The 25327-nt window shown below is 37.6% G+C and carries 16 protein-coding genes; all 16 read right to left on the bottom strand.

Features of this window, described 5'->3' with window-relative positions:
* Positions 1 to 114 precede the first annotated feature (114 nt).
* The 16 genes from AB3M96_RS20090 to AB3M96_RS20015 all read right to left on the bottom strand — a co-directional run bounded on the left by AB3M96_RS20090 (position 115) and on the right by AB3M96_RS20015 (position 25323).
* The gene (locus AB3M96_RS20090) at positions 115 to 5025 is read right to left on the bottom strand and encodes a lamin tail domain-containing protein (protein ID WP_412969388.1); all 4911 of its coding nucleotides are present in this window, start codon (positions 5023 to 5025) and stop codon (positions 115 to 117) included.
* 393 nt (positions 5026 to 5418) lie between these two features.
* Positions 5419 to 10293: an Ig-like domain-containing protein gene (locus tag AB3M96_RS20085; RefSeq protein WP_412969432.1), complete on the bottom strand. Its 4875-nt coding sequence runs from the start codon at positions 10291 to 10293 to the stop codon at positions 5419 to 5421.
* A gap of 5 nt (positions 10294 to 10298) precedes the next feature.
* Positions 10299 to 10883, bottom strand: coding sequence for a hypothetical protein (locus AB3M96_RS20080; protein WP_412969387.1), 585 nt, complete (start codon positions 10881 to 10883; stop codon positions 10299 to 10301).
* A gap of 240 nt (positions 10884 to 11123) precedes the next feature.
* Positions 11124 to 13070, bottom strand: a complete 1947-nt coding sequence (locus AB3M96_RS20075; RefSeq protein WP_412969386.1) for a protein kinase domain-containing protein — start codon at positions 13068 to 13070, stop codon at positions 11124 to 11126.
* A gap of 242 nt (positions 13071 to 13312) precedes the next feature.
* Positions 13313 to 14071 carry a PP2C family protein-serine/threonine phosphatase gene (locus AB3M96_RS20070; RefSeq protein WP_412969385.1) on the bottom strand — a complete coding sequence of 253 codons (759 nt, stop codon included), beginning with the start codon at positions 14069 to 14071 and terminating at the stop codon, positions 13313 to 13315.
* Between the two features lie 35 nt (positions 14072 to 14106).
* Entirely contained in the window at positions 14107 to 15363 is a 1257-nt protein-coding gene (locus AB3M96_RS20065; RefSeq protein WP_412969384.1) for a DUF6382 and FHA domain-containing protein, read from the bottom strand.
* Between the two features lie 106 nt (positions 15364 to 15469).
* Positions 15470 to 15772: a pore-forming ESAT-6 family protein gene (locus tag AB3M96_RS20060; RefSeq protein WP_412969383.1), complete on the bottom strand. Its 303-nt coding sequence runs from the start codon at positions 15770 to 15772 to the stop codon at positions 15470 to 15472.
* Positions 15773 to 15814: 42 nt separating this feature from the next.
* Positions 15815 to 16117, bottom strand: a complete 303-nt coding sequence (locus AB3M96_RS20055; RefSeq protein WP_412969382.1) for a WXG100 family type VII secretion target — start codon at positions 16115 to 16117, stop codon at positions 15815 to 15817.
* 90 nt (positions 16118 to 16207) lie between these two features.
* Positions 16208 to 16399 (bottom strand): hypothetical protein, encoded by a 192-nt coding sequence (locus AB3M96_RS20050; RefSeq protein ID WP_412969381.1) that lies wholly within the window; start codon positions 16397 to 16399, stop codon positions 16208 to 16210.
* Between the two features lie 49 nt (positions 16400 to 16448).
* Complete coding sequence (locus AB3M96_RS20045; protein WP_412969380.1) at positions 16449 to 17852, bottom strand: Mbeg1-like protein; 1404 nt, start codon at positions 17850 to 17852, stop codon at positions 16449 to 16451.
* A gap of 4 nt (positions 17853 to 17856) precedes the next feature.
* Complete coding sequence (locus AB3M96_RS20040; RefSeq protein WP_412969379.1) at positions 17857 to 18582, bottom strand: hypothetical protein; 726 nt, start codon at positions 18580 to 18582, stop codon at positions 17857 to 17859.
* A 133-nt stretch (positions 18583 to 18715) separates the two neighbouring features.
* A complete protein-coding gene (locus AB3M96_RS20035) occupies positions 18716 to 18967 on the bottom strand; it encodes a methyltransferase (RefSeq protein WP_412969378.1) in 252 nt (83 codons plus the stop codon).
* Positions 18960 to 23570: a type VII secretion protein EssC gene (essC, locus tag AB3M96_RS20030; RefSeq protein WP_412969377.1), complete on the bottom strand. Its 4611-nt coding sequence runs from the start codon at positions 23568 to 23570 to the stop codon at positions 18960 to 18962. The genes AB3M96_RS20035 and essC overlap by 8 nt, the downstream gene beginning before the upstream one ends.
* Positions 23571 to 23583: 13 nt before the next feature.
* Complete coding sequence (locus tag AB3M96_RS20025; RefSeq protein WP_412969376.1) at positions 23584 to 24033, bottom strand: DUF5085 family protein; 450 nt, start codon at positions 24031 to 24033, stop codon at positions 23584 to 23586.
* Entirely contained in the window at positions 24030 to 24485 is a 456-nt protein-coding gene (locus AB3M96_RS20020) for a DUF5085 family protein (RefSeq protein ID WP_412969375.1), read from the bottom strand. The genes AB3M96_RS20025 and AB3M96_RS20020 overlap by 4 nt, the downstream gene beginning before the upstream one ends.
* Before the next feature lie 49 nt (positions 24486 to 24534).
* Positions 24535 to 25323: a hypothetical protein gene (locus AB3M96_RS20015; protein WP_412969374.1), complete on the bottom strand. Its 789-nt coding sequence runs from the start codon at positions 25321 to 25323 to the stop codon at positions 24535 to 24537.
* Between the last annotated feature and the right edge of the window lie 4 nt (positions 25324 to 25327).

Raw genomic sequence — 25327 nt, 5'->3', positions numbered from 1 at the left:
CAGGCACCACAAAAATACATTATCCCCGATTTGTCCACCCCAGACGGACACACCTACTAAAACGTCTAAAAAAGGACACCCAAAAGGGTGCCCAGAGAATTAATTTTTTACATGTTAGTCACTGCCAGACTTGTTTTGTTTCTGTTTTTTGCTTGATTGACCATTATCTTTCCCTTTGATAAAGGTCCAGATGTCAGAGACTGTTCTTCCGGTGTACTTATCCTCCACTACTACATACCATGAATATGTTTTACTAGGCTCCAATCCTTGCCAAACCGCTTCTGCAATACTTCCACTTTTTGCTTTGTCGGTAGCAATTATATTGTCTGTATATACATTAACCGCAAAATAGTCGGTAGCAACTCGTTTTTTACTTGGGGCCAAGTCCATATTAATAACAAACTCATCTTTTTCAGGGAATGCGCCAGGTTCATAGTAGTTATAGTCCTCTAGATACGGTGAATACGTATTTACCAATATACGATTGTTATCTTGATCGAAGTGAAGCAGTCTCATATATCCTTGACCACCTTCTGGTCCTGCTTGATAATCTGCAAGCATTTGTGTAACTAGACGTTCAGGTTCACCATCTCCATTATCGTCAATCTCATCTACTAAGGTTTGCGCCTCATGATAGTGGCCACTTAAAACCGCGATTACATTCTGATTTGGAACGACAATCTCATTATAAAGCTTTTCACCGAGAGGATGTCTTGAACCGGTTGCCAGTAAGTACTCATGGAAATTTAGAATCGCTTTTCGGTCTGGATGTGCAGCAAGCACGTCATTTACCCACTGGATGCCCTCATCTGTTACACCCCAGCCTAGATACACCATAATAAAGTCATTTCCGCCTGCTGAGATTAGATCATAGTGACCTCTGTTGTTTAAATATGATCCACCATAGTATGGTTTATCTTTGAATCGCTGCTCTCCAAAATACTTATAGTACTCTGTATAATCATTGCTTACTTGATCCACATCATGGTTACCTGCTAATACTCCATAAGGAATTTGGTTGTCATCAAGCACCTTCATAAATGTATCGGCATTTTTCCATTGATATTCCTGAGTTGACTTGTTCACTAAATCGCCTGTGTGGAAAACATATTTAATCTTCAACTCTTTCTGCTTTTCCGCAATCCACTGTGTTTGCCTTTCATAAATATAAGGAAAGCTTTCGGAGTAAAATTGAGTATCTGACATCCAGACAAATGTGTAATCATATTCATCCGGTGTACTTGGGATTTCATCTTGAATAAGTACGTTTATTTTTGAATCCTTAACATACTCTCCAACAGCAACTGGTCCTTTCAACTCAAAATCTTCTGTTCCATTGGCAACTTGATAATCAATTAAGATCCATTTTGCTGAAGCATAATTCCACGCGTACATCGATACTTTTCTACCTTCAAGAGAATTCCCTTTCCAAAAAAGCTCCACTTTGTCATTTTCGTCAACCGAATCGTCCACAGTTACATCAAAACGCTGGTATGGAAACTGAGTATCTGAGTCTGAAACTAAATAGTTACCGTCCTCCTCTGCAACAAGCGAAATCTCCTCGGATGAAAAAGCCTGTTCTCCTGCAGGAATCATTTCAAGAGGCGGCTCAAAATCAGTTGCATTTTTAAAACCACTCACATTCCCGTTTGAACTCACATCATACTTATATCCTTCATAAAAGGTAACATCTAATTTATCCTCGGTTGGATCTGTTACCATTACTTGTAAAATCGGGTCACCACCGACTGTTTCGTTATTTGATGGTGACACTACCTCTGGTGAGTCTGGATTTTCATCTACTACTGTAAACTCAACTAATTTCTTCTGTTTGTTACCCGCTAGGTCAGTTGCCGTGATAAGTAGCTCATGCTTCCCGGCTGTTAGTTCTGAAGAAGAGGTTTCAAAAGGAACTTCAATTTCTTTTCCATCCAGCATTACATGAAAGCTTTCAACACCCGATAGCTTATCTTTTACATCTGCATTAATTGAAAAGGAACCTTTGTATTCTTTTCCATCCTTTATATTGGTTTTGATAGTAGGTGATGTATTATCTACAACTACTTGGGCAGTTACCTCTTCATCAATATCTTGGACTTTTACAGTATGTTTTCCATCTTTAACTGAAGTTGTGTCCCACTTATAGGTTCTTGATCGTGCTTCATTATTAGAAATTGAAAATGTAAAATCAACAAATGGGTTTGCATCATTCATTTTTAAAATTTGATTTTGGTCACTGTAAGCAGGGTCTCTAATGATTGTTCCATCTGCGAGTACGAGGCGGACATTTTTCAAATCATAATCATCACGGTTTTCTGCTGAACCTAAATCAAATGGCGACGCCTTATTTCCTGACCGCACTGTAATAACTGTATCCCCAACAGCTAGGCGTTCAGGTGAAATTGGAATACTAAACGTCTTCCACTGTGTTAGCCAGTCGTCATCCATAATGTAAAGAACTTCTTCACCCATTGTTACAGCATTTTGAAAATACGTATTGAGGCCATTAACATCAAACGCAAAGTAAGCGGTATGCTCAACGGATTGATATAATCCATCTTTTATTTCATTTCCATCGATAAACATTTTAATATCTTCTGGGCCATCCTTTGCAGAGGTAGCCTTTAGTACCTTTTCTCCAATGAGCAACTCATCATTTTTAACATTTACTCGTAAGCTTGAGAAATCAAGATCATTTGTAATTGTCACGCGGTAGGTTTCACTTGTGACCTCTGTACTGCCATCAGAAACTACAAAATAATAGTCAACATACTGATTACCAATTAAATCAGGTGAGAAAATTGTATGATGATAAAGTAAATCATCGAAATTTTCTTGTAAAATTGCTTCTCGATACGTGTCCTGATTATCTATTTTGTAAAAGAGGCGTACTGATTTTACTTCTTTATCATCAGTTACGTTAGCTACGATATCAATATTGTCCTTCTGATTAACCTCTGTTACAGTTGTTAGGTTTTCGATAGTAGGCGGAACTGTATCCTCCTCCATTTGAACGCGCTTACCAGGGACCTGGAATCCTTCTACTTGACCTGGCGTCGCATCCAGTATTCCGACCTTTTTTACAACTGTTGATTTATCTAATGGATATTGATAGATGATTCCTTTATTTGCATGGGTATCATCTACATTTGGCTCATCATTGTAGTATGCAACTGATATCTCTTTATGAGTATTTGTACCAACCACTAGTCCACGCATACTGCCGTTTGCCATTCCATCACTAAAGATTTTAACGATATTTTTATTTTCAACTAAGCTTGAACCATAGTTCGCATTAAAATCAGCTACAGTAGCCTGTGTGTTTTGGGAATTAATAATCCAAAACACCAGTGTTTCTCCAGCAGGTACGATAACATCCTCAGGTATAGATGGCCAAACCACATCTGTCGCTGGGTCAGTCCCATATCGGTAATACAGCTTGTAGTCCTTAAAATTTAAATCCTTATTACTGTTATTATAGATTTCAATAAATTCATACCCATCAGATGAACCGACATTTGTAGAATCAGGTACTATCTCAGTAACTAGTAGATACGGTATTTTTTCATACTCAACATCAGGCTGCTCCACCTGAATGGAGTATTGCTCCGTATGACTAGAATTCACACCATCTGTCGCTTCAATGAAATAGATAATCGATTCGTATACATCAAAGCTAGGAATCTCTGCAGTGTATGTTTCTCCATTAGGAGTCATCGGAATCGTTGAAAAATCAGGATCACTTTCTTTTTTATAATGAAGCGTAACGATCGGAACTGTAATGTTATCTTTTACATTTGCTTCTACAAATACCGGAGTTAATGGTTGGCTCCTAGTCACAGGTGTGTGAGTAATAATTGGTGCTTCTGTGTCCTCTGGAATATCAGGTAGAGTTACTGGTGTTTCCGGCACTTGAACTAGTTCGATGCTCCCCGGTGTTGGTGAGGTTAATACCTGGTATTTCTCCATTTCAGTACTTGTTGTTGGATATTTGTATTCAATAACCGCTCCGGTATTATCACTTTCACCGCTGAGATAGCTGGCTGATATGACCTCCATACCCGTATGGTCCTTTATTGCAATGGCACGGTTTCCTCCATTTGCAAACCCAGGGAATGCATCTTTGAATTGTACAACCTGATTCCCTGTTAGCTCCGCACCAAAGTTTGCATTGAAGTCCGATAGTGTTTTATCTCCGTTATTGAACCAAAAAACAAGTGTCTGTTGTGGTTCTATTGTAGTGACTGGTAGTAAAAAGGGCAGTTCATTTCCGGTATCAGTATATCGATAGATGAATGAGTAATTTGATAAAGGTAGTGGTTGATTTGTATTGTTATATAGCTCAAAATACTCATAATAATCAGTTCCACCGCCTGCTGTGTTTGGTGAGATTTCAGTAATTAATAAGTGAGGTAGATTATTATAATCTGCTTCTGATGAAGGTGCTATTTCTTCAGTAGTATATTGATATTCCTGAGAAACTACTACCTCAATAGGCTCACCTTTCGGGAAAACTACTTCACTATTTGTTTGTGTGACAGCTATGTAATAGCGTAAATTGTTAGTTGAAAGTTCCTCCTGTGGAATGATAGCCTGGTAGGCTGCGCCTTCCAGCAGGTTCATTTGAACAATTTTAAATTCTTCACCTTCTGCAATCTGATAGTGAAGTGAGGCATTGAATTCAGTTGAACTTGTTATCTCAGCAGTAATCACCATATCTTCTGATGAATTTACTTCAGTAACTGGTGTGTGCTGAATTTCCGGGGTATCACTGGTTTCTTCTGTAGGTGTTGTCTGTCCTGCCTCGGATTCGTCTGTAGGCATCTCTGGAGTTGTTTCTTCTTGTGTCTTATTAGTACTATTTTCTGCTTTCTCTTGTGGAGTTGCGTTTGTGGTCTCATCCGTTTTCTCAGCATACACAGGGTTTGAATTACTTGTAAAACTAACATTTGAAAGCAACATTACTAGCACAACAGAAAACACTAACCCTTTTTTAAACTTGTTCCTCACACGTTTCCCTCTCATACGTACCTCCACTATTTATTTCTAAGCTTCTAAACCAATCTTATCTGTATTCTATTAATAGCCTGTAAACTTCATGTAAAAATTATAATAAATCTGTGAGGAATGAGAGGAAAGACCTAAATCAGTCTGGTGCCAGGCACCACAGAAATACACTTTCACCGATTTGTCCACCTCAGGCGGACACTATTGTGTTATTCCCCTGAATTTGCACTTTATTTGTTTGAGGCATAAGAAAATGGAGTAACCGTAAGTTACCCCATTTCAATATTCTTATCATATTACGTTCAATTCTTCTAAAATTTACTCCTATAATAAAACTATTCATAAAAAACAGGTATCCACTTAAGCGGATACCTATTTTAAAGGACTTTACCAACTTATACCCTTCAGTAATTACACATTTTTCGCGTCTCTACGGCGGATGATGCTTCGTCTTAGTGCGACAGCTCCTGCAGCAGCAGCTCCTGCAAGACCTACGATTGTTCCTGCGAATAGAGTTTTATTCTCGTAGAACTTAACAAGTACGCTTTTCTCAACGATTTCAAAGGAAATTTCCTCAGTATGTTCATTCCCCGCAACATCAGTTGCATGAACTTCTATTTTATACGTATTAATCTCTGATAACGTTGTTGTAATGACTTGATTTCCATCTTCATTTGTAACATCTGCTTCAAAAAGCTCACCATTAATTGTCACGGATTTAAGGTCATCAGTTGGATTATCTAATTTAATTGAAACTGTTACAGGGTCATGGTACGTTTCGCCTGCTTTTACGCCTTCATACACAACAGCTGGTGCTGTTTTATCAATGATGAATTCAACGCTTAACTGCTGGATATTACCCGCTTTATCTTTTACTTCAAAGAATAATACGTGCTTTCCTTCTTCTTCGATTGGGTCTCCAAGATTATATGGTTGACCATTTAAAGTTAGTGAGATGATATCATAAGCACTCATATCCTCTATTAATAGTTCAGGCATAATTGTTTTATTGAAGTACTCATTTGAAATTGGTTCTGAAAACTTAATTACTGGTGATGTTTTATCAATTGTAAATATAATTGTACGTGCTGAAACGTTATTCGCTAAGTCAAATATCTCAGCTTTTAATGTGTAATCACCTTCGTCTTCAAGGGTAATTCCATTTTCAAACGGGCGGCCATTCAATGTAACATATGAACGTTCACGATCTAAATATCGGTCAGAGAAGTTAACAGTTGGTGCCTGGTTTTTATTAAAGAACCCATCCAATATCCCAGAAATAGTTAGCGATGGTCTTGTGGTATCAACGATAAAGCTAATTTGAAGGGTTGATTCATTACCCGCTTTATCTCTGGCTACCACATTGTAGTTATATGTTATTTCTTGAGACGCAGTTGGAACTCTTCCTGTAACATTCGATCCATTTAATGTAACAGAAACTATCGTATCTTCACTTTCAGCAAGTGCAAATTCAGGTGTAAACACTTCATTAATATATTCGCCATCCGTAATCACACGGCTTTGACCTCTAAACTTAGGTGTTATTACAGGATCTGTTTTATCGATTGTAAAAGCAATTTGTTGACTGTATTCATTTCCAGCCTTATCAATTGCTGCTACTTGGATCACATAGTCACCTTCTTGGCTGAAGTTATGACTTAGTCTAGCTGTATTGTTCGAAACTGAGAAAGCACCAGCGTTATAGCCTCTTCCATCTCTTGTTACAGTAATACGATTTACATCTAGGTTTACGTCCCTAATAGCAACATTTACTGGTTTATCAATATTGTAATGTTGAGCATTCTCTACACCGGTAATTTCAATTGCTGGCTTTGTAGTATCGATTGTAAATGTCTTGCTTGCACTAATTGGTCCGTTTCCTGCCTTATCCGTAGCTCTAATGCCAACTGTATATAAACCGTCGTCATTAAAGTTATAGCTTAGGCTAGATAGTTTACTAGAGTTTTTCCAAGCACCAATATTAAAGGTAGCCCCATCTTTTGTTGCAGTTAATTCAACTTCATTAGTAGTAAAGTTCAGTTCATCAACCGATACAGTAACTCTTTTACCTGTTGGATTGAAAGATTGATGATCAACTCCATCAATTTTTACAACTGGGTTTGTTTTATCGATAATAAACAAAATTTGATTATGCTTTGTTTTATTACCTGATTTATCAGTAGATTCAAAGTTAAGTACATACTCACCTTCTTCTTTGAATGTATGAGTAAGACTTGCCACTGAACCTGACTTAGTAAATGATCCTACTTGATAGTCCTTACCATTCTTTGTAACGCGAAGTGAAGTAGTGTCAATGTTTGTATCTCTTACAATAAACTCAACTTCTTTATTTACTTTGTAATTGAAATCATGTTCAACACCTTTTATCTCGAGTTCAGGGTACGTTTCGTCTACGGTAAATGCTACCACTTGCTTCTCCCCACTATTATCCGCAGCATCAGTAGCTGCTACCGTTACAACGTAATCTCCATCATCATTGAAAGGTATTTCAAGACTTGATTCCACATCCTGGTTCTTCCATTCGTTAAATGGATAAGAGCCTCCATTTCTTGTAACACTAATAGTAACTTTATTATTTTTGTAGTTTAGTTCATTTACTTTAATTGTTGCCTTTTGTTTTTTATCGTAATAGGTACCGTTTTTCACACCGTCAATTTTTATAACAGGTGCAATATTATCAACCGTAAATGTATGTTGTTTTTCATTTGCTTTGTTTCCAGCAAAGTCCTCCGCATTTACAATGACCTCGTATTCTCCATCTTTCTCAAAGGTTTGAGTAAACAAATAACCTGCTTCTGTTTCTTCCCAATTAGCATCTTCCACTACTTTGCCATTGACCTTAACCTCTAGTAAGTCCGAATTAAAATGTAGGTCATCTATATTAATTGTTAACTGATTGTTCTTTTGAACAAATCCCTTATTCGGAATACCTGCAACTGAAATTTCAGGCAACGTACGGTCGATAGTAAACGCTAGTTCTTTTGTACTTTCTTTTCCAAAGTAGTCCGTAGCTGTTACCGTTACAAAATACTCCCCTTCGTCTACTAGGTTTATCGTTTTTCTTTGTGTAAATAACCATACAACCTCGTCAGCCCATTCACCAGTTGGAATTTCTGTTGTTTCACCATTATGCTTTCTTATGACTGTTATTTCTGGAAGGAACGGTGTGTAATCTTCAACCGAAACAGTCAAGTTTACTTGATTCTCATTAAAGTAAGTTCCATTTACAATTGAATATAAAATTTCTGGAACAGATTTATCGATTGTAAACTGTATAGTAGACGAATGCTGATTTCCTGCTTTATCCTTAGCACTGATTTGAAGCTGGTATACGCCATCTGCAGTGAATAAGTGTGAAGTTGTAGCCGCACCATCTTTCACCTCAAGTGGATCGATCGTATACTCTTTGCCGTTTTTAAGTACTGCTACATCAGCATCCTCAAGATTTATATCACTTACATCAATCTGAACATTTTTATCCTCGGCATATCTAGAGTTATTCTCTACCCCAGTTACATTAATAACAGGTTTTGTTTTATCCATTGTAAAAGTAACAGTCTTTTCAGTTGCAGTATTTCCTGCATCATCAGTTGAATTTAGAGTAATACGATATTCCCCATCATTTTTAAAAGAGTACTTTGCTTCAGCTGTAGTACCCGATTTTTTTGAGAATGTTACATCTGCTTTAAACTCTGAATCGCCAACCTTTTCAATTACCGCATTAATTTTAGTCTCGTTTAGAGTCAACTCATCAAATGCAGTCATCACTACTTCTCTATCAGTTTTATAATAACCATTATTTTCTACACCTGTAATGGCTAGTTCAGGGGCAGTTGTATCAATCGTAAAAGTAACCGGTTTAAAATCATCTTCATTTCCTGCTAGGTCAATAGAGGTTACATCTATTTCATAACTGCCATCTTCAGTAAAAGTTCGATTTGAAAAAGCCTCTACACCTTTTACCTCAAGGTACTTTGTACCATTGCGTTTAACTGTTAATAGTCTTTTAGTTGTATCTTCATTTTTCTCAGTTAAATTAAAAGAGATTTCTTTTGATTCCTTGTATTTGTTACCTTCAGTCACCCCAGCAATTGTTACAACAGGCTTTGTTTTATCAATTGTTAAGGTGTGCGGACCAAGCACGTATTTTTCCTGCTGCCTTCTATCATTAAAGGAAACCTTGATTTGATAAGCTCCTTCATCTTGTAGTTTTAAAGTTGCTTTTCTCCCTCCAATTGAAAAATTCGGTGTGACTGTAATTGGAATACCATCTTTTTCAATTGTTGCCTCAAAATTAGACATTCTGATATCATTTATTACTTCAATTTCTACATTCCCATTGTAAAAACCATTGCTAGTTTTATTTTTAATATTAAATTCCGCTTCCTTCTTGTAGATTGAGAATAATCTTGTTGCAGGAGGATTCGTAACATTCCCGGCTTTATCCGTTGCTGTTACTGTTACTACATAATCCCCAGCTTGCTTAAAAGTAATTGTTTCCTCTCCCGAACTCCAATCAAGTTCATCCTCAATAACAAAATCTATTTCATCTTTTTTAACAGTTACATTTACATTTGCAGGATTATAATTCTCATCACTTATACTGATTTTTATTGCAACATCTTTGTATTCAATTGGATTATCTTCGCCTACTCCAGTAAAGGAGATTCCTGGAGCACTTGTATCTCTTTCAATTGAAAAAGATGCTGCCACGTCATTAGGAATATTCCAGTCATTATTTGCAAAATCAATATGTATTGGAATAACTAAATCTTCAGTTTCAGCAGGCACAGTGACAGTAACCTCATATAAGCCTTGAAACGCTCCATCAGTTTCAACTTCCTTGATTGACGTTGTTCCAATTTCAGTAGTTGCTGAAAAAGGAATACCTACAACAGGAGGTGCTGGTTCCTCACCAGGCGTACTATTTTCTGTTCCATCTACCGGGTTTTCTGGTTCGCTACCATCACCGCCAGGGTTACTTAGTTCTTCTTCCTGTGGTTCTTCTGGAACTTTTATTGACTCCAAATAGTTTTGATAGTCTTCCGTCAAATCCACCTTAAAAGTAATCTGGTCTTGATTTGAGAGCCATTCTTTTGTAAAGTCTTCTGAAATATCCCATTCATCATTATTAAATATGACCTTTCTCTCAATATCTCCTTCTGAAAATACATTCCCACTAAACAACGCTACCGACAATACAACCAACAACACAGCCGGTATCCAAAATACAGTTTTATTTTTTCGATAACTTCTTGATATCATGCCTATCACTGACTAAATGCCCCCCTTTTTTCGATTACTTGGTTTGTGTGGATAATCATTACATCCACTTCTATTTCAAAATTTGATTTTTCTTTTGTTACGTTCAACAATGCGGTTTCTCCATCACCTTCTGTAAGAATCGTTGTTTCATCTTCGTCTTGCAGAAGTGTTGTCTCATCGTCATCATCTGATAAAAGCATTGTTTCTTCATCATCAGTACCTAATATCGAGGTTTCTTCTTCCATATAAGCCGCAGTTTCTTTTTCAACTAAAAGCTCCGTTGGTGCCATGTATTTCTGATCATTTGGCAGAATAGCTGTTGGCTCCAGTTCCTGACTCATAATTGCTGTATCTTCCACTGCAGCAGGAACATCTTTTTTACGAAGTTTTATTTCGCTAGTTGTTTTCTTTGTTTCTGTATCGGTACGTCTAGATTGACCAGTAACTGCACTTGCTTTTTTCCGAGAGCGGTAGCCTGTAATGTCCGTCAGCACCTGTGAGATTTTAAGTTTCATAAAAACGATAATTGATATAATGAGAGTGATTATTGCTCCTGCTAATCCTCCATAAAACATAATCTGATATTCCAACTGACAGCCCCCCTTTCAAAACGAAATGCGCAAGCGCCTTGGTCAGCCCCGACAAGCGCTGGCCGACTAAAGTCGCCACGTCCTGTGGCAACGTCGGCACTAGCACGTCCTGTGCGTCGGAACCCCGAGTAGACTGTACCGCCGCAGGAGGGGTGAAGCGACCTCGAGGGGCTAGGCGCTGGAGCTAGACACGAAAATTTATTAGTAGAAGTTTTTTTATTCATTCGTTATAAAAGTCCTTTACGATATATTCAAATTCGCCATTCTTCTCATAAGCTTTTTATATGCCTCATTTTCTTTGGCACCTTCCAGTTTACCTGCTTCATCACATATCTTCTTTGCTTCACTGTAGTTACGCTGAGCCTCATCTTTTCCTTGCTCGACATCTAGTAAAAGATTCCCTAGCTTAACATAAGCGTTCAGACTTTCCGGGAACATTTTAATTACCTTTTGAAACTGTTCTGTAGCCTGAGAGTACTCGCCCATCTCTTGATAAATAACGCCTAAATTGACCATGACCTCTTCTACGTTTGGTACGTTCAAGTCTAGTAAGAGATTATAATGCTCAACTGCCTGCTCAAAGTCCTCTCTAGCAGCAACTTGATCAACCGCTTTTACATTCACACCTCTACTATAAAAAGCCTGTGCAAGCTTTTGTTCAAAATCAATCTCGTACTTTAACTGTAGTGATTCATTTTCAGTTAACGCCAGTACATCCTTTGCTTTTTGAACAACGGTTATTGCTTTCGTATTTGCTTCAGGAATTTGTCCTTTATAGGAGATGTAAATATTCGCTAACGAATTATAGTTATCTACCTTTTTAGAATCATTTGGCAGGTTGTCATTATACGATTCAAACTCCAGTAGGTTGTCTGAGAACTCATTGTAATCAATGTTCATTCCACCTAATGTGGTAGCAAGCGTTTTATAGTAAGTCGCATCTGGAATATCTTCTGCATCGACTTGTTTAAAATATTTCAAAGCAACCGGGTAGTCCCGTTTTCTATCAAAATAGGTCATACCTAACTTAAATAAGACTTCACTATTTTTATGGATATTTCCATATTCGTCATTAACATATTGTTCAATCTTTGTAAGACCGGCATCAACCTCATTACGGTTAATGTAGACATCAAGTAGATTAATATAAGCAGAGGCTCGCCCCTTATCAACAGCAATTGCTTTTTCTAAAAGTTGAATAGCATCCGTGTCATTTCCTTCAATCAATGAAATACTCGATTCATTGACCAAGCCCATATAATCCTGGAATTGTTCGCTCTTCATTCCCTTATAGCCAAAGACCGTTGTTGTAGAAAAAGCGAGAAACAGTGTAGCTGGAATTAAAAATAAATATAGCTGTTTGAATAGTTTCTTTCGGTAGCCTGCTGTTAGCTTATTGATGTTTTCCAAGTCATAAAATAGTTCTTCACAGGTTTGGTACCGATTTTCAGGCTCTGCCTGGGTACATTTTAAAATGATATGTTCGAGCCCCTCAGGAAGAGAAGGATTCCAATGCCGAATTGGTTTAACCTCATACGGTGGGTCATTTAGACTTTTACCCGTAACTAGGTGATATAACGTAAGTCCTAAGCTATAAATATCCGTCCTTGCATCCGTACGTTTTCCTGATAATTGCTCAGGTGCTGCATAGCTCTTTGTTCCAAGATTGGTCGTATCAGTTAAACTTTCATCCTTAAATTCTCTGGCAATCCCGAAGTCGATAAGTTTGATTTTGCCTTCTGGTGTCAGCATAACGTTATCCGGCTTCATATCACGGTAAATAATTGGATGTGGCTTTCTTGTGTGAAGATAACCAAGTACCTGACTCAGCTGCTTCGCCCAATCTATAACTTCCTTTGCCCCAATCACTTTTTCCCGCTGCAGCTTTTGCTTAAGAGATTCCCCTTCGACATAGTCCATTACGACATAAATATCACCTTCAGACTCGATAATGTCGTAGATCTTTGGAAGAGCTCCATGGTCTAACTTCTTTAACATATTCGCTTCGACTACTAAACTATTAATGAGCAGTTCATTATTGCTGTTACCGCGTTTGCGAATATCCTTTACAACAAGGGATTTATTTAAACGATTGTCCATTGCCAAATAGACAATACTCATCCCACCGCGGCCAATTTCCTTGAGTATCTCGTATCTATCATCGATAAATGTTCCTATCTTAATCAATTGTAATTCCCCCAGAACTGATGGACACTTTTGCTTACAAAATAGCCATGTTTAATCAAATGCGCCTTGGCGTATTTGCGCCCGATTTTTTTCGAGCTTGCTCGAAAATTTCCTCTTAAAAATCGTGGCATCCGCCGGAGGCTTTAACTTTATTCAGTCGGAGTTTGCCCCCCGACTGAATTGTATACTCCATTTGCATTCATCCCCCACTTATAGAAGAAGGGGACTTCTGTTGAATAAAGTTAAACAACATGTGCTAAGACAACGGAAATATTATCAACCTCTCTCCGTTCCTTAACTGCATCAATTAGTTTAATAGCTTTGTATTTTAACTGTTTTTCATTTAAATATTGATTTGGTCGTAGTTCATCTAGTAATTCGTCTTCGGTGATTTTATGGTAAAATCCATCCGTGCAAAGTAAGAAGAGTGTTCCTGGACTTGTTTCACCTGTTAAAATAACAACATCCAAATCCTTTGTTGCACCTACACATTGTAGTAGGACATTGCGACGCGGGTCCTGAAGAGCCTGTTCCTCTGTTATATTGCCGCGCTCCACCTCTCTTGCAACTAAGGTTTGATCCTTTGTCAACTTTTCAACCTGTTGTTGTATCTGATAAGCCCTACTATCGCCTATATGAACAATAAAATAGGTGGATTGGATGATAAGTAAAGCAGTTAATGTTGTTCCAATTTGTATATTGGATTGCCCGCCATACTCTAGTATTTTTTCATTTTGTTCCTTCACACAGACTTCTAGGGCTTCACGGATATCTGCATCGAGCTGTTCTGAATGAAGTAGTTCTGGAAGTTGATTTTCAAACCAATCCGAGAGTCCTCGAACAACGGTTGCACTTGCCAGTTCTCCATGCGCTAAGCCACCCATGCCGTCACAAACAACGAATAGTCCTACATATCCATCAGGTGTTTTCGCCGTTTTAATCAGCAAGGCATCCTGATTCGTCTTCTTCTTAATTCCAATGTCTGTATGATATGCATGCATAAATGCCAATTACATCACGACCTTACCTCAAATAATTAAAATAACTTAAACACAAATTCTTCATTCGCAAGCTTAATCATATCCTCATGTTTAATCTTGACTTTATTGTTTGGGTCTAGCTTTTTACCATTTAGAAAACTGCCATTCCTGGATTCCTTATCCATGATAAAGTACTCACCGTTATCAGAGATGAACTCTGCATGTACACGGCCAACAACTTTGTTATTTGACGTGTAATCCGTTTGAAGTGGATCTCTTCCAATTTTGAATACGTTCTTTGTTAACGCGATTTTTTCATTGTTCTTTTTTGAAAGTAAAAAAGGTTGCTGGTAAAAGGAAGTTCCCACGCCTAGCGCTGTTGTACCCTCTTCCTCTTCTGGTTCTTGGCTGGCAGTAAGTACAGTTGTACCTTCTTCTTCTGGATAATCAGCCTCAATTGAAACCCGGTTACCAACATTCGGTTTAATATTGATTGATGTACCCCCAGCTAATATTGAGTTTCCTTCTCCAAGCTCAGTACGGGTAATGCGCTTATATTGAACCTCTTCTTCAATCTCGAGTTTCTGACTTGTCTTCTTATCTACCTTTTTAGAACTATATTCAGATGTAATCACTCCATCTTTAGCAGACGATTTCACTTCATTTTCATAACCGCTCGGACTATAGTAATTAGGAGCCTTTGGTTCTTCATCCTGAATAGGTATTTTAGGTTGTACCTGAGCAGCAGTAAAACTCACAAGTTCATGCAGTTTCTTTTGAAGAGCATATAAATTAATTTCCTGTGACGTTGCAAAATAATTATGTAATTTTACAAAAAAGGACAATTCATCATTTTCATCATAGGAGTGTGAGTGTAGGAAGGTGGTAAAAAATTCACGAATTGATACCTTTTCAAAAATATTATTTTTAATAGGCATATATAGTAGGATTAATCTGTTTGAAAAATTATCAATAAAGATGTGTCTCTCATCAAAAACAAAGTTGTTCACATTAAACCCGATTCTTTCTGACTCAATTAATGTTTCAACGATATTCGAAAAATAGCCAAGTAACTTCTCCTTCGTCATCTGCTCTGTAGCTTGTTGTTCAAGGGTGATTTCAGACACAACATCATAGCGAAAGAATGCCTCATCGTCCTTATTAATTACAATGCATGGTAAAAGACCAGGCACCTGGTTACTTTTCAGTTTGTCAGCCTCATTGAAATCCACTCTTAGCTGATTAGGAACCTTGTAAAATATGAATTTTGAAATACCGTAATTCTCAATATGTAAATCAACCTGTTTTATCATCACTCTTGCACTCCAGACTCATATTTTTATTTCTCTTATTGGAAATTTATCGGATTGTTAAAAGTGAGGGTAATTAGCAGAGCCGATTACCCTCCTCACATGTTTCTTATTTAAATGCGCTTGCGTTATTGTTGATTGCTGTTTCTGCTGCATTATAGTTTGTAACAGTGTTGTCTAAGAATTTCGCGTAGCTGTCAACTACTTGGCGATATTCTTCGAACCTTGGAGCTAATGCATTGAAATTAGCACGGATTGTATTAGAAGCATCAGAGTTCCATGTAGCTGATAAGCCGTTCATTTCCTTCTTAATGTCTTCTAATGTAGTTGCAAGGTTTTGATTTAGGTTTCGGATTTGGCCGGCTGTTTTACTAACCTCACCAAGGGAAATCTTAATTCCATCAACTGCCATTTGGGGCACCTCCTTTGTCTATGAAAATATGAAACAACAAAATTAGTTTGTTAAACGTCTAGCTTGGTTTACAACTTCGTTTTGAGTTTCGCGGTATGTTTTTGCACTTAGTTTTAAGAATTCAGAGTATTGTCTCATTAAGTTCGTCATTTTTTGGAAGTCATCCATGAAGCCCTTAATTTGGGATACGTATGCCATGTTATCAGTACCTTGCCACGCAGCACCCATGCCTTCAACCTCTGTATAAAGAGCTTTGTATAGTCTCTCATAATCAGCAGATTGTTGGTCCATGCGAGTTGCAGCAGTTTCTAATTTAGCTGGATCAACTGTAATTGAACGCGCCATTCTTTTTCACCTCCTTTAAAGTGGATAAATATATTAAACAACTGGGACTAAATAGCCCAAGGTGCTTACTATGTTACTAACTTAGTAGTTTTAGATTCTTCTCAGCTCATAGCCAACTCTGCGATACTTATCTGCAGCAGTCTGAAGGCTAGTGGCACATTTTACAGAACCAATGCCCTTAAATTCTCGGTTAACATCATTCGAGATCTGATCTAGCTCTCTTGAGATTGCATTAATCTCGTAAATAATATTGTTAATTTTTCGTTGAACGTGAGGTTTCATTTGGGTTCCTCCTTTTTATTGGTTATCAAAGGACTCGTAATTAGCACCTCTATCGAATAATCCTCGCCTTACCCACAAGCTTAGATTCATTATGCTCCAACAATTGAGCAGCATTTTGCAGATAATTTATATTTTGATTCAGCCTTGTATTAAACGATGTCAAAATGTCTGCACGAAGAATATTATCAATATCTAAGAGATCTACTTCCCAATAAAGTGAATCGATTCTATCGTTTAAGGCATTTACTCTTCGTTTTAAGTTTTCAAGTCTAGCAGCGTGGTAATAAAGTCGGTCGATATTTACTTTTAGGTAAGGTTCGACTGGGAAATAGCCGCCCATTTTTGCAACAAGTTTTACGAAGGCAATTGCTGCTTTTTTTGCTAGGTCATTAAAGAACTGAGTAATCTCAGCTTTAATTTTTTGAGTAAGTTCCTTAACTGTTGATATAAGTTTAGTGATTTGATCTTTAACAAATTCAATAGCCCTTTTGATCCCTTTTACTGCTGCCTCTAGTATCTGAACAACTGCTTCTCTTATATACACAGATACTTTGTATATCTGGACTTTTGGTAGATTTGATACTAAATACATAATCGATGCCACTGCTGCATTTGCATAGGTTCTTTCCTTTGATTGACCATCAAATGATTTTTCAAAGTCACCAGTTGGAGTAAAATTTACACTCTCTAATCCATGTGGGTACATTAATCCATCGTCTAAATCATTAATTGCAATGGTTTTGTCTACATATTGAGCATAACCCAGAGATGAAACCATATCTCCTTCATGTACAATAAAGGTATTTCTTTCTCCTCTTAGAGCATCCTTTTGTTCCTGAGTTAAATTCCACCAGTAGAGAGGAGCCCCATTGACAATGTAGGAGCTTAACCTCTCATCTAAATTATTTACAAGAACATAGGCTGCTAGATTGCCACCCTTTGAATGGCCAAAAACATATTGCTCACCATCTAATCCCTGAATGAATCTTTCGTAAAATGCGTTCGCCTCTCGTTGTTGACGAATTTCAACTCCAAGGCCTGCATCCAAATTTGATACCCAGTCAGTAGCTACATGGCCCACATTTGTATAATCCTCACTCCCCCTGAAAAGCGCGGTCCCATTACCCTCTTTATCGATAAAAGCATAGCCAACAAAACCACTATAGGAGCTACCATCAGAGTTATTTGCACTTGTTGGATTATTATTCTCGTAACCAACTAACCTAATATCTTTTAATGGTGAGAACGCATTTTCATTATTATTAATGTATGCTTTTATTTCATCGAACTTTTTCTGGGAACCTTCATCCAATCTCGCACTACCAAGTTCTTCAATAATCCGTTCAATTGTAATCGGCTTATTTTCACTTGGCCTTAAGTTTTTTGGTAAATCTAAGTATGACAACTGCAGCAAAATATACTTTTCTTCCTCAGTTAAATTGGAAAGAGACATGTAATCACTCCTCAAAAGCTTCGTAATTATCGATTACATTTGCAGGGCTTTTCATGATCACACTAGGAGCAACAAGATCATCTGGATTATCAGGATCGAGTCTATCGTCTACATTTACTTCTCCATATACTTTTGCGTTTAAATTTGACCACGGTAGATTATTAACAAATGAAGTTTGAATATATTCTGTAATATCTTCAGATTGATCGACGAATCCCACTGATAATATATACCGTTCAACTCCTAAGCCTTTTAATAAATTAAATAAATTATAAATACCTTCACTATACTGGTTAATATCTGGTTCAGAAGCAGTTTTTACTCCAGCTATTATTTCCACCCTGACATTCTTGTTAGTTTGCAAGTAGTCGTCAACTGACATGTTTTTCATTGATTCATCATATTGATCGGTACCAGCTGCTAAAGTCACCTTAAAGTTGCTTCCTTCCGGTAATTCCTTTGCAATATCGTCATAAAGCTTTTGCTGCAACTCATAACCCCATTTTGCCGAAAGATAATCATCGATCCATTCACCTTTATCGTTATACTCCTCTACAACGAAAACGACATTTTCTTCACCTTTTGGATGAACAACGACTTTATCACCACCGTATAAATCCTGAAAAAGCTTACTTCCTTCTTTCGAATACATCACTTCAAATTCCTGGTCATACTTCTTCTCTAAATATTGAATTGCTTTTTCTTCAGTACCAGCACTACTTGAACTCATACACCCTGTTCCTCCTATTATTAAAATGAATAGAAGAAGGAATAATGCTACCCTCTTTTTCAACCTCATTTGGCACCTTCCTTGTTTTAAAAATTACTAGGACATTACTGTTTCATGTTTGTGTAAATTTCATTCAAACCAGCATCAACTTCGTACCATTGATAAACCCAAGCTCTTCAACTGTCTTATTGATGTCAAAAACAGTACCCGTTTTACTGTCACACACGATTGTGGTGTCCGTTGCAACAAAATAGCCATTTGATAGTTCGGTCATTGTATTTGCTAACAGGAATGTGACTTCATGAAGCTTGCTTTTGACTGGGATAAACACATCATGGGTTTCGTTCGATGCTGGGATATAGACTTCAACGAGAACTTTATCCATAATAGACAGCCTCCTCTTTCTTTGCTGCCCCGGTTAGTAATTTAACCAGCTTCACTTTTCCTTTTGTTAACACATATCCAAAGTCTTCTGGTATGTCCTGATACATGCTGTTTGTTACCTTGGATACTTTTAATAGATATTGGTCGGTAATGCCATTTCCAATCCAAATGCCGTCGCTTAGTGAGGTCTGCTTTTTAAACCAAGGCTCAAAAGCAATTGAATTTAGTCTGTCAGCTTGATCTGAAATAATAATATGAACATTCAGCGAGTCCCCTCTTTCTAAGAAGACCTTCAGTTTATCCATACCATCTTCAGATAAGTACTGTTGCATATCCATAAACGAATCCATTACACAATAAATCGGTTCAAACACTGGCGCTTCTGCACCTTCTGCAAGTGCATCCTTTGTTGTGTTATTACGGAATACAAGTGTGTTAAATAGGTAAACAATGGTTTGTTCGATATCGTGTGAGCTGGAAACATATTTGTATCTATCTCCATGTACGAGCTGCTCATTTGGATCAAGAACGATTACTTCATTTTTCTCATTTGCAATAAGAATTTCTGTGATACCCTGCATAAATCCAGAGCATGCCTCAGACGTATTCGCCAATACGAGATTTACAAAAGACGTTTTGAAATCAAAGTACATTACTTCTAGCGATTCCTTTTCAACTCCAACTGGTAGTTTACTTGATTTACTATAATGGACTTCATTACGCAGGTATTCAATATCGACCTTATCAGGTAAGACTGGAATTCGTTTAGCAGCTGCATTGCCCCACTTATCTCGGAGACCTTTACAGTAATTGGTGATGTATTGGTACATATCCTCGACACCTTCAGTAATGTGAGCCACTTGGAATTCGTAGACTCCATCTGACTTAAAAATACCTCGGCCTTTGTGTTTGGACGGGAAGACACCATTTACATTACCCAGTACACCTGAATATTCAGTAGTATCGTTAAGCTGCAACACGTAGATTTGCTTGAAGTTTTGCATTAAGCGGTAGCGAATTGCACCGGTATTGGCTGCCGTAACTATAAAATAAATACCGTACTTCGTTCCTTCACGTGTTAGGTAGGAAATTCCTTCTTCCTGTGCTTCATACATTTCTGAAAACGCTGAGTAGTTATGAATCACAATCACAATAGATGGTAGACCATCCTTAGATAAACGGTTGTACGTTTGTAAGTCGCCGCCATAATTTGAAAGCAGCTTTTTACGAGTCTCAATCTCGCTGTGAAGCATTTTAAAGAGATTATCAATCTTTTCTCCATCATGCGATAACAGAACGTCTCCCACATGTGGTGACTCACGGAACCAGCTAAGAGTTTCAGAGCTGAAGTCTAGTAAATACGTATTTAACTCGGCCGGACTATGTGACTCCATTAGCGAATACATTAGCGATGCGATAAATGTTGTTTTTCCACTACCTGCAACACCATAAATAACAGTATTGCCATCTTGAGTGATTGGTAGTCTCATAACCATTTGACGCTGGTTTGCCGGGTCATCATATTCTCCGATAATTGGGTTGAGTTCAAAGCGTGTTGTTGTTTCTTCTCTGTATTTATTAGCTAGTCGATCTAAGTAAATCAATGCAGGTATTGGCTCTAACCAAAGCTGCTTCACCTTAATATTTTCTTGTTTTGCTAGACTCTCTAAATACTTTGTTACTTCATCTATTTGCTTAGGTGGATTTTTTACCAAATTCTTTCGTTCGATCTTAGCACTCTTAACGACACGACCTAGATGGTCAATCACGTTTATGCTATTATCAACTCGTTTTTCAATCTTATCGGAAGGATAATAAGGTGCCCCTCCCCAAGCCGATTGGCCAAGTTCAAACAACTCGTTATATCCAACCTGTAAATAAAAGCGTCCAGTAGTTGATAGCTCAGCAGCATCTGGTCGTTTAATAACCTCCATACTATCTGCTTTTTCCTGAACCTTAAGTGAGATTCTGAATTTACTGTTACTCCAGATTTGATCATCTACAACACCTGAAGGTTTTTGCGTAGCCAGAATTAAATGGACACCTAAGCTACGCCCAATCCTCGCTGCACTTACCAACTGCTCCATGAACTCAGGCTGCTGTGTCTTCAGTTCTGCGAACTCATCCGAGATCATGAATAGATGCTGCAATGGTTCTTTTACTAAACCTTCACGATATAGTTTTTGATACTTATAGATATCAATATTACTTTCATTCATCCGTCTACTTGCTTCACTGAAGATAGATTGGCGACGCTTCAGCTCACTTTGAATTGAGATTAGTGAGCGATTTACTGCTGCTCCATCTAGGTTTGTAATCGTACCTGCCAAGTGTGGAAGGTTTAAGAAGGCATTCGCCATCCCTCCACCTTTATAGTCAATTAAGATAAACGCCACTTCGTCAGGGTGATAATTGACTGCGAGCGATAAAATAAATGTCATGATAAATTCACTCTTACCTGAACCCGTCATACCCGCAATTAACCCGTGTGGACCATGGTATTTTTCATGAAGGTCAAGCTTGAACAATTCACCCATTGTATCTACACCAATTGGTGTCTCAATAGATAACACAGGGTTATTTTCCTTCCATCGAGTAAGTGAATTTAAGTGCTCAATTTTACTAACCCCAAACATCTCCAAGAATGTCAGCATTTCTGGTAATGTGTATGCCTCTTGAGAGGATGCCAGCTTAATATTCGCTAATCGTATTGCAAGCTCCTCAGCATCATCACGCCCATAATACTCCGCATCAAATGACGTATAAGAACCTGAAATATCGTCTTTATCAAAAATCTTCGACATATCATCGGCAAGTTCAACAACCATTGAGCATTCTTTTGGAAGATTTTTAAGTTCGTCATACAAAGTGACTAAGCTGATTCCTAAATTCTTTTTCTCTTCTAAAAGAACATTCATCATCTCTGCCCTTGAAGCTAACCCTTTATTCATTGAAAAAATCAGATAGTGCTGGTCAAGGTCCTTCAACTCTTCATCAGATAAAGCAGTACGGTGTGCTATTTCCTTTTCAAAGTATGATGAAAGTTCCTTTACTTCAGTTGCATCTGTTGCAATGAATCGAATTTGACCACTCTCATCCCAGACATGCGGTAGCCATTTCGTAAACTTCCAATCCTCTTCTTCTTCTTTGTCATATAAGAATACTAGCTTCAATTCGTCATAGCTGTGTAATGCCGTTAGCTGAAAAATAAGTCCTTTTACAAAGTCCTGAACTTTTCTTCTGTCACCAATCACACCACTTACATACTCCTCAACAAAAGAAAGTGTAACAGGTACTTGATGTAAAATATGGGGTGCTTCTACCATCTTGTATAGCTCATCTTGCAGATTGTCATCCTCGAGCATAAATCTTTTTTCAGGATATTTGAGTTCCGCATTTAGTGGTAAATCTCCAATTCCTAATCGGACCTTTAAGAAATCATTTTGGCCGATCGCTCGTTCCCATAAATTTCTCTTTCTCATCGTGATTCGAGAAATACAATTTTGTAAGGCGACATGATTTTCATGGAGGATATCACTTTGATGCTTACATTCCTCTTCAATCACCTGTTTCATGTCCTCTATGTATTGCTTGTATTTCTCTTGCCTTTTTCCTTCATGCTCAATTCGTTTCTTCTTTTCGTAGCGCTTGGTTAAAATCGGCCAAAGCACTGTACCGACTAACATACTTAACGACATCATCAAAGTAGGCATTGCGTACATAATATCTCCGTTCGTACGCATCACATTTTGCAGGGTAAATAATCCTGTAAACAGTGAAGCCATCCCCATTGTAATTGACGGACCAAGCATAAACATTAATGGAGTTTCATCGAGATTTGCTTGCTGTGGAGGTGGATCTATTTTAATCTCTGCTTTTTTAATATCCCGTTTGAAACGTGGTGACCGGTAATACAGGTCATCATTTTTTTCTTCTGTGTGAAAATCGTCTAGATGCTCTTCCGTCTCAATAACAGGCTTTTGCACCACAAACGGGCGAAAAGCATTGCGATCTAAGAAGACTAACTGATGTGGGTTGTTCAACGAAAGTAACTTGCCATTAAAGATGATTTTTAGTCCCATTATGTAAATAACGTCACCTGTGGAGAGAAGTTTTTCCTGCACTTTCTCACCATTTACATATGTACCATTCGAGCTGCCATTATCTCGAATAATTGCCTGCCCTTTTGAATCGTATTGAATAACACAATGAGCACTTGACACCAGCTTATTTGAAAAGCGAATATGACAATCATTACCTCTACCAATCTTGATAGAGTTGCCAATTACTTCATGCTTTGTATATTCATTTCGGTCCTTTGTAGGCGGCTCCACATATAAAAGTGCGGACGAATCATTGTTTCGGTTGATGGTATATGTTTTAAAAGGTTCAATTTCTATCTTTACGAGTTTCTCCTGCTTTTCATTTGTAAGAAACGCAGATTTATTGGATTTTAAATACCAAACGCCGTCCTCGGCTTCTACTGCCATCATATCGGCAGCCTTGCCAAGTGCGTTTTCACTTCTAAGTATGTATCTACCAGTTACTCTCTCTGGCAAAACAAATGTAAATGCCTTCTCTCGATCAAAAAGAGTTAGTATCAAAAAGATCTCTCCCTTAGCTTAGCGCTTCAGCTACACCTATCTTGATAAACACATACTGAAACGTGTCATCCCCTGATACAACATGAAAAAATGGTGTTGCCGGACGAAGTTGCACCTCTTCGATATGGGTTAGTAGCATATGATAAGCAACTTCAGTATTACGTTCTATATCTGTATGTATACATAAAGAAATCATATCTTCTATTGAAAAATAACTATGAAAATACAAATCTCCTGACGATTCTATATAACTTTCTTCAATTGGCATATATAAAATACCCTGCACAATTTCATCCTTAGGTACATTTGTGAGTGAGTAAAATAATGGACCTTTTGGTGTAGCTTCTTGCTTAATTACTTTGTTTAAAAATGTCTCTACAGTTTGATTCAAATCCTTATAATGACAACGGTAACCAGATGATAGTACATTTGAATAACGGATGGAATCATACGGATTAATCATCCGATTCCCTCCTTTGTAATTGGAGCATATACGTCAATTATTCCTTCTCCATAAACATCTAGATAAATATTGTAAAAGGGCTCCTGTAACTCAAACTCATTTGCATCGGCTACTTCTCTCAAGAACTCATATGTAACATTCATATCATCTTCTAAATCAGTATGTCTAAACACTAAACCATCATCAAATTTCCATTCTTCGACGAAATGATATCGGTCGTTTTCCGGCATTTTCAGAGCCATATTTACTGGAATGTAGAGCGAATAATCCGCTTCATTCTTTTCTTGGTCAAAATTTGAAATTTGATAGATAATCGGCCCTGTACTGTATAAGCCATTCTTGAGGATGGCGTTACGGAAATCCGCTGCAACAAGATGCCAATCATTTATCATGCAGCGTGCTTTTGTACCTAATACATTGTGAAATACGAGTGGACTACGTTTTACTTTCATTGATAACTCCCCCAGCCTGAAGAAGGTTGCAGCTAATTCAACCTTTTATTTACCGTTTCACCTTTTTACCCGTTGTTTTTATGTTCTTTTGAGCATTATTTGTCTTTGGTATTTTTAAGCGAAATGATTCAAAACGAAATTTCCCGTATGATAGCAGAAAAAACTCCGGCCAAACCATAGCAACAGCATATTGAATGACGACAGTGAGCAATAGGATAAAGAACAATCCAGTCATCTCGCCTAATGTAGTTGCACTATTTGAAAGAATTTGGCCAATTGCCCCACCTAGCATGGTTGCTCCAAAAATGATAGGTAGACTTATATATGTTTTCGATTTCTTAAAATGATACAGCCCCTGCCCATCTTCTTTTAATTCACCTTTTTTTACTCTCCCTATTGCTCGTATAGTAGAGATTAATAGATAAACAGCTCCGCCAATAAGAAGTAGCAGTCCTACTGTCGTCATAAATCCTGGTGCGAAACGATCCTCTACTGCCAGGAAATAAAAAGGATAAAATTCAAAAGAGAATTTTATTGCAACCAAACATAAAACTACTGACTGTAAACGTTGAAATTTATACGAAAAGTTCTTTTTTGAAAAGAATAAACAAACTATAAAATGAATTACCAATAAGACTATATTTGCTTGTATAATCGATGACCAAATTGGATTTGTAATGTTAACACTATAACTGACAGTATCACTTACAAAGAAGGCCATGCCTGCACCGATGGCAAATGTAACCCATAAAAATGCTGTGATTGCTTCTGGCTTTAGCCTGTCATACGCGACATCACCGATTTGTTCTAAATCCTTTTCCGTGTATTGTTTAAGCATAGCT

This window comes from Ferdinandcohnia jepli, from assembly GCF_047246645.1.
Classification (GTDB): Bacteria; Bacillota; Bacilli; order Bacillales; family Bacillaceae_L; genus Ferdinandcohnia.
The sequence above is the reverse complement of the archived record's forward strand: the minus strand, read 5'-3'. Positions and strand labels throughout refer to the sequence as shown.

Excerpts from the sequence above, each read along its gene's own strand:
- AB3M96_RS20025 (WP_412969376.1), bottom strand. The coding sequence starts at position 24,033 with ATGATTAATCCGTATGATTCCATCCGTTATTCAAATGTACTATCATCT.
- AB3M96_RS20040 (WP_412969379.1), bottom strand. The coding sequence starts at position 18,582 with ATGAGTTCAAGTAGTGCTGGTACTGAAGAAAAAGCAATTCAATATTTA.
- AB3M96_RS20085 (WP_412969432.1), bottom strand. The coding sequence starts at position 10,293 with ATGATATCAAGAAGTTATCGAAAAAATAAAACTGTATTTTGGATACCG.
- AB3M96_RS20045 (WP_412969380.1), bottom strand. The coding sequence starts at position 17,852 with ATGTCTCTTTCCAATTTAACTGAGGAAGAAAAGTATATTTTGCTGCAG.
- AB3M96_RS20070 (WP_412969385.1), bottom strand. The coding sequence starts at position 14,071 with ATGCATGCATATCATACAGACATTGGAATTAAGAAGAAGACGAATCAG.
- AB3M96_RS20090 (WP_412969388.1), bottom strand. The coding sequence starts at position 5,025 with ATGAGAGGGAAACGTGTGAGGAACAAGTTTAAAAAAGGGTTAGTGTTT.
- AB3M96_RS20055 (WP_412969382.1), bottom strand. The coding sequence starts at position 16,117 with ATGGCGCGTTCAATTACAGTTGATCCAGCTAAATTAGAAACTGCTGCA.
- AB3M96_RS20060 (WP_412969383.1), bottom strand. The coding sequence starts at position 15,772 with ATGGCAGTTGATGGAATTAAGATTTCCCTTGGTGAGGTTAGTAAAACA.
- AB3M96_RS20020 (WP_412969375.1), bottom strand. The coding sequence starts at position 24,485 with ATGAAAGTAAAACGTAGTCCACTCGTATTTCACAATGTATTAGGTACA.
- AB3M96_RS20035 (WP_412969378.1), bottom strand. The coding sequence starts at position 18,967 with ATGGATAAAGTTCTCGTTGAAGTCTATATCCCAGCATCGAACGAAACC.
- AB3M96_RS20050 (WP_412969381.1), bottom strand. The coding sequence starts at position 16,399 with ATGAAACCTCACGTTCAACGAAAAATTAACAATATTATTTACGAGATT.
- AB3M96_RS20065 (WP_412969384.1), bottom strand. The coding sequence starts at position 15,363 with ATGATAAAACAGGTTGATTTACATATTGAGAATTACGGTATTTCAAAA.
- AB3M96_RS20015 (WP_412969374.1), bottom strand. The coding sequence starts at position 25,323 with ATGCTTAAACAATACACGGAAAAGGATTTAGAACAAATCGGTGATGTC.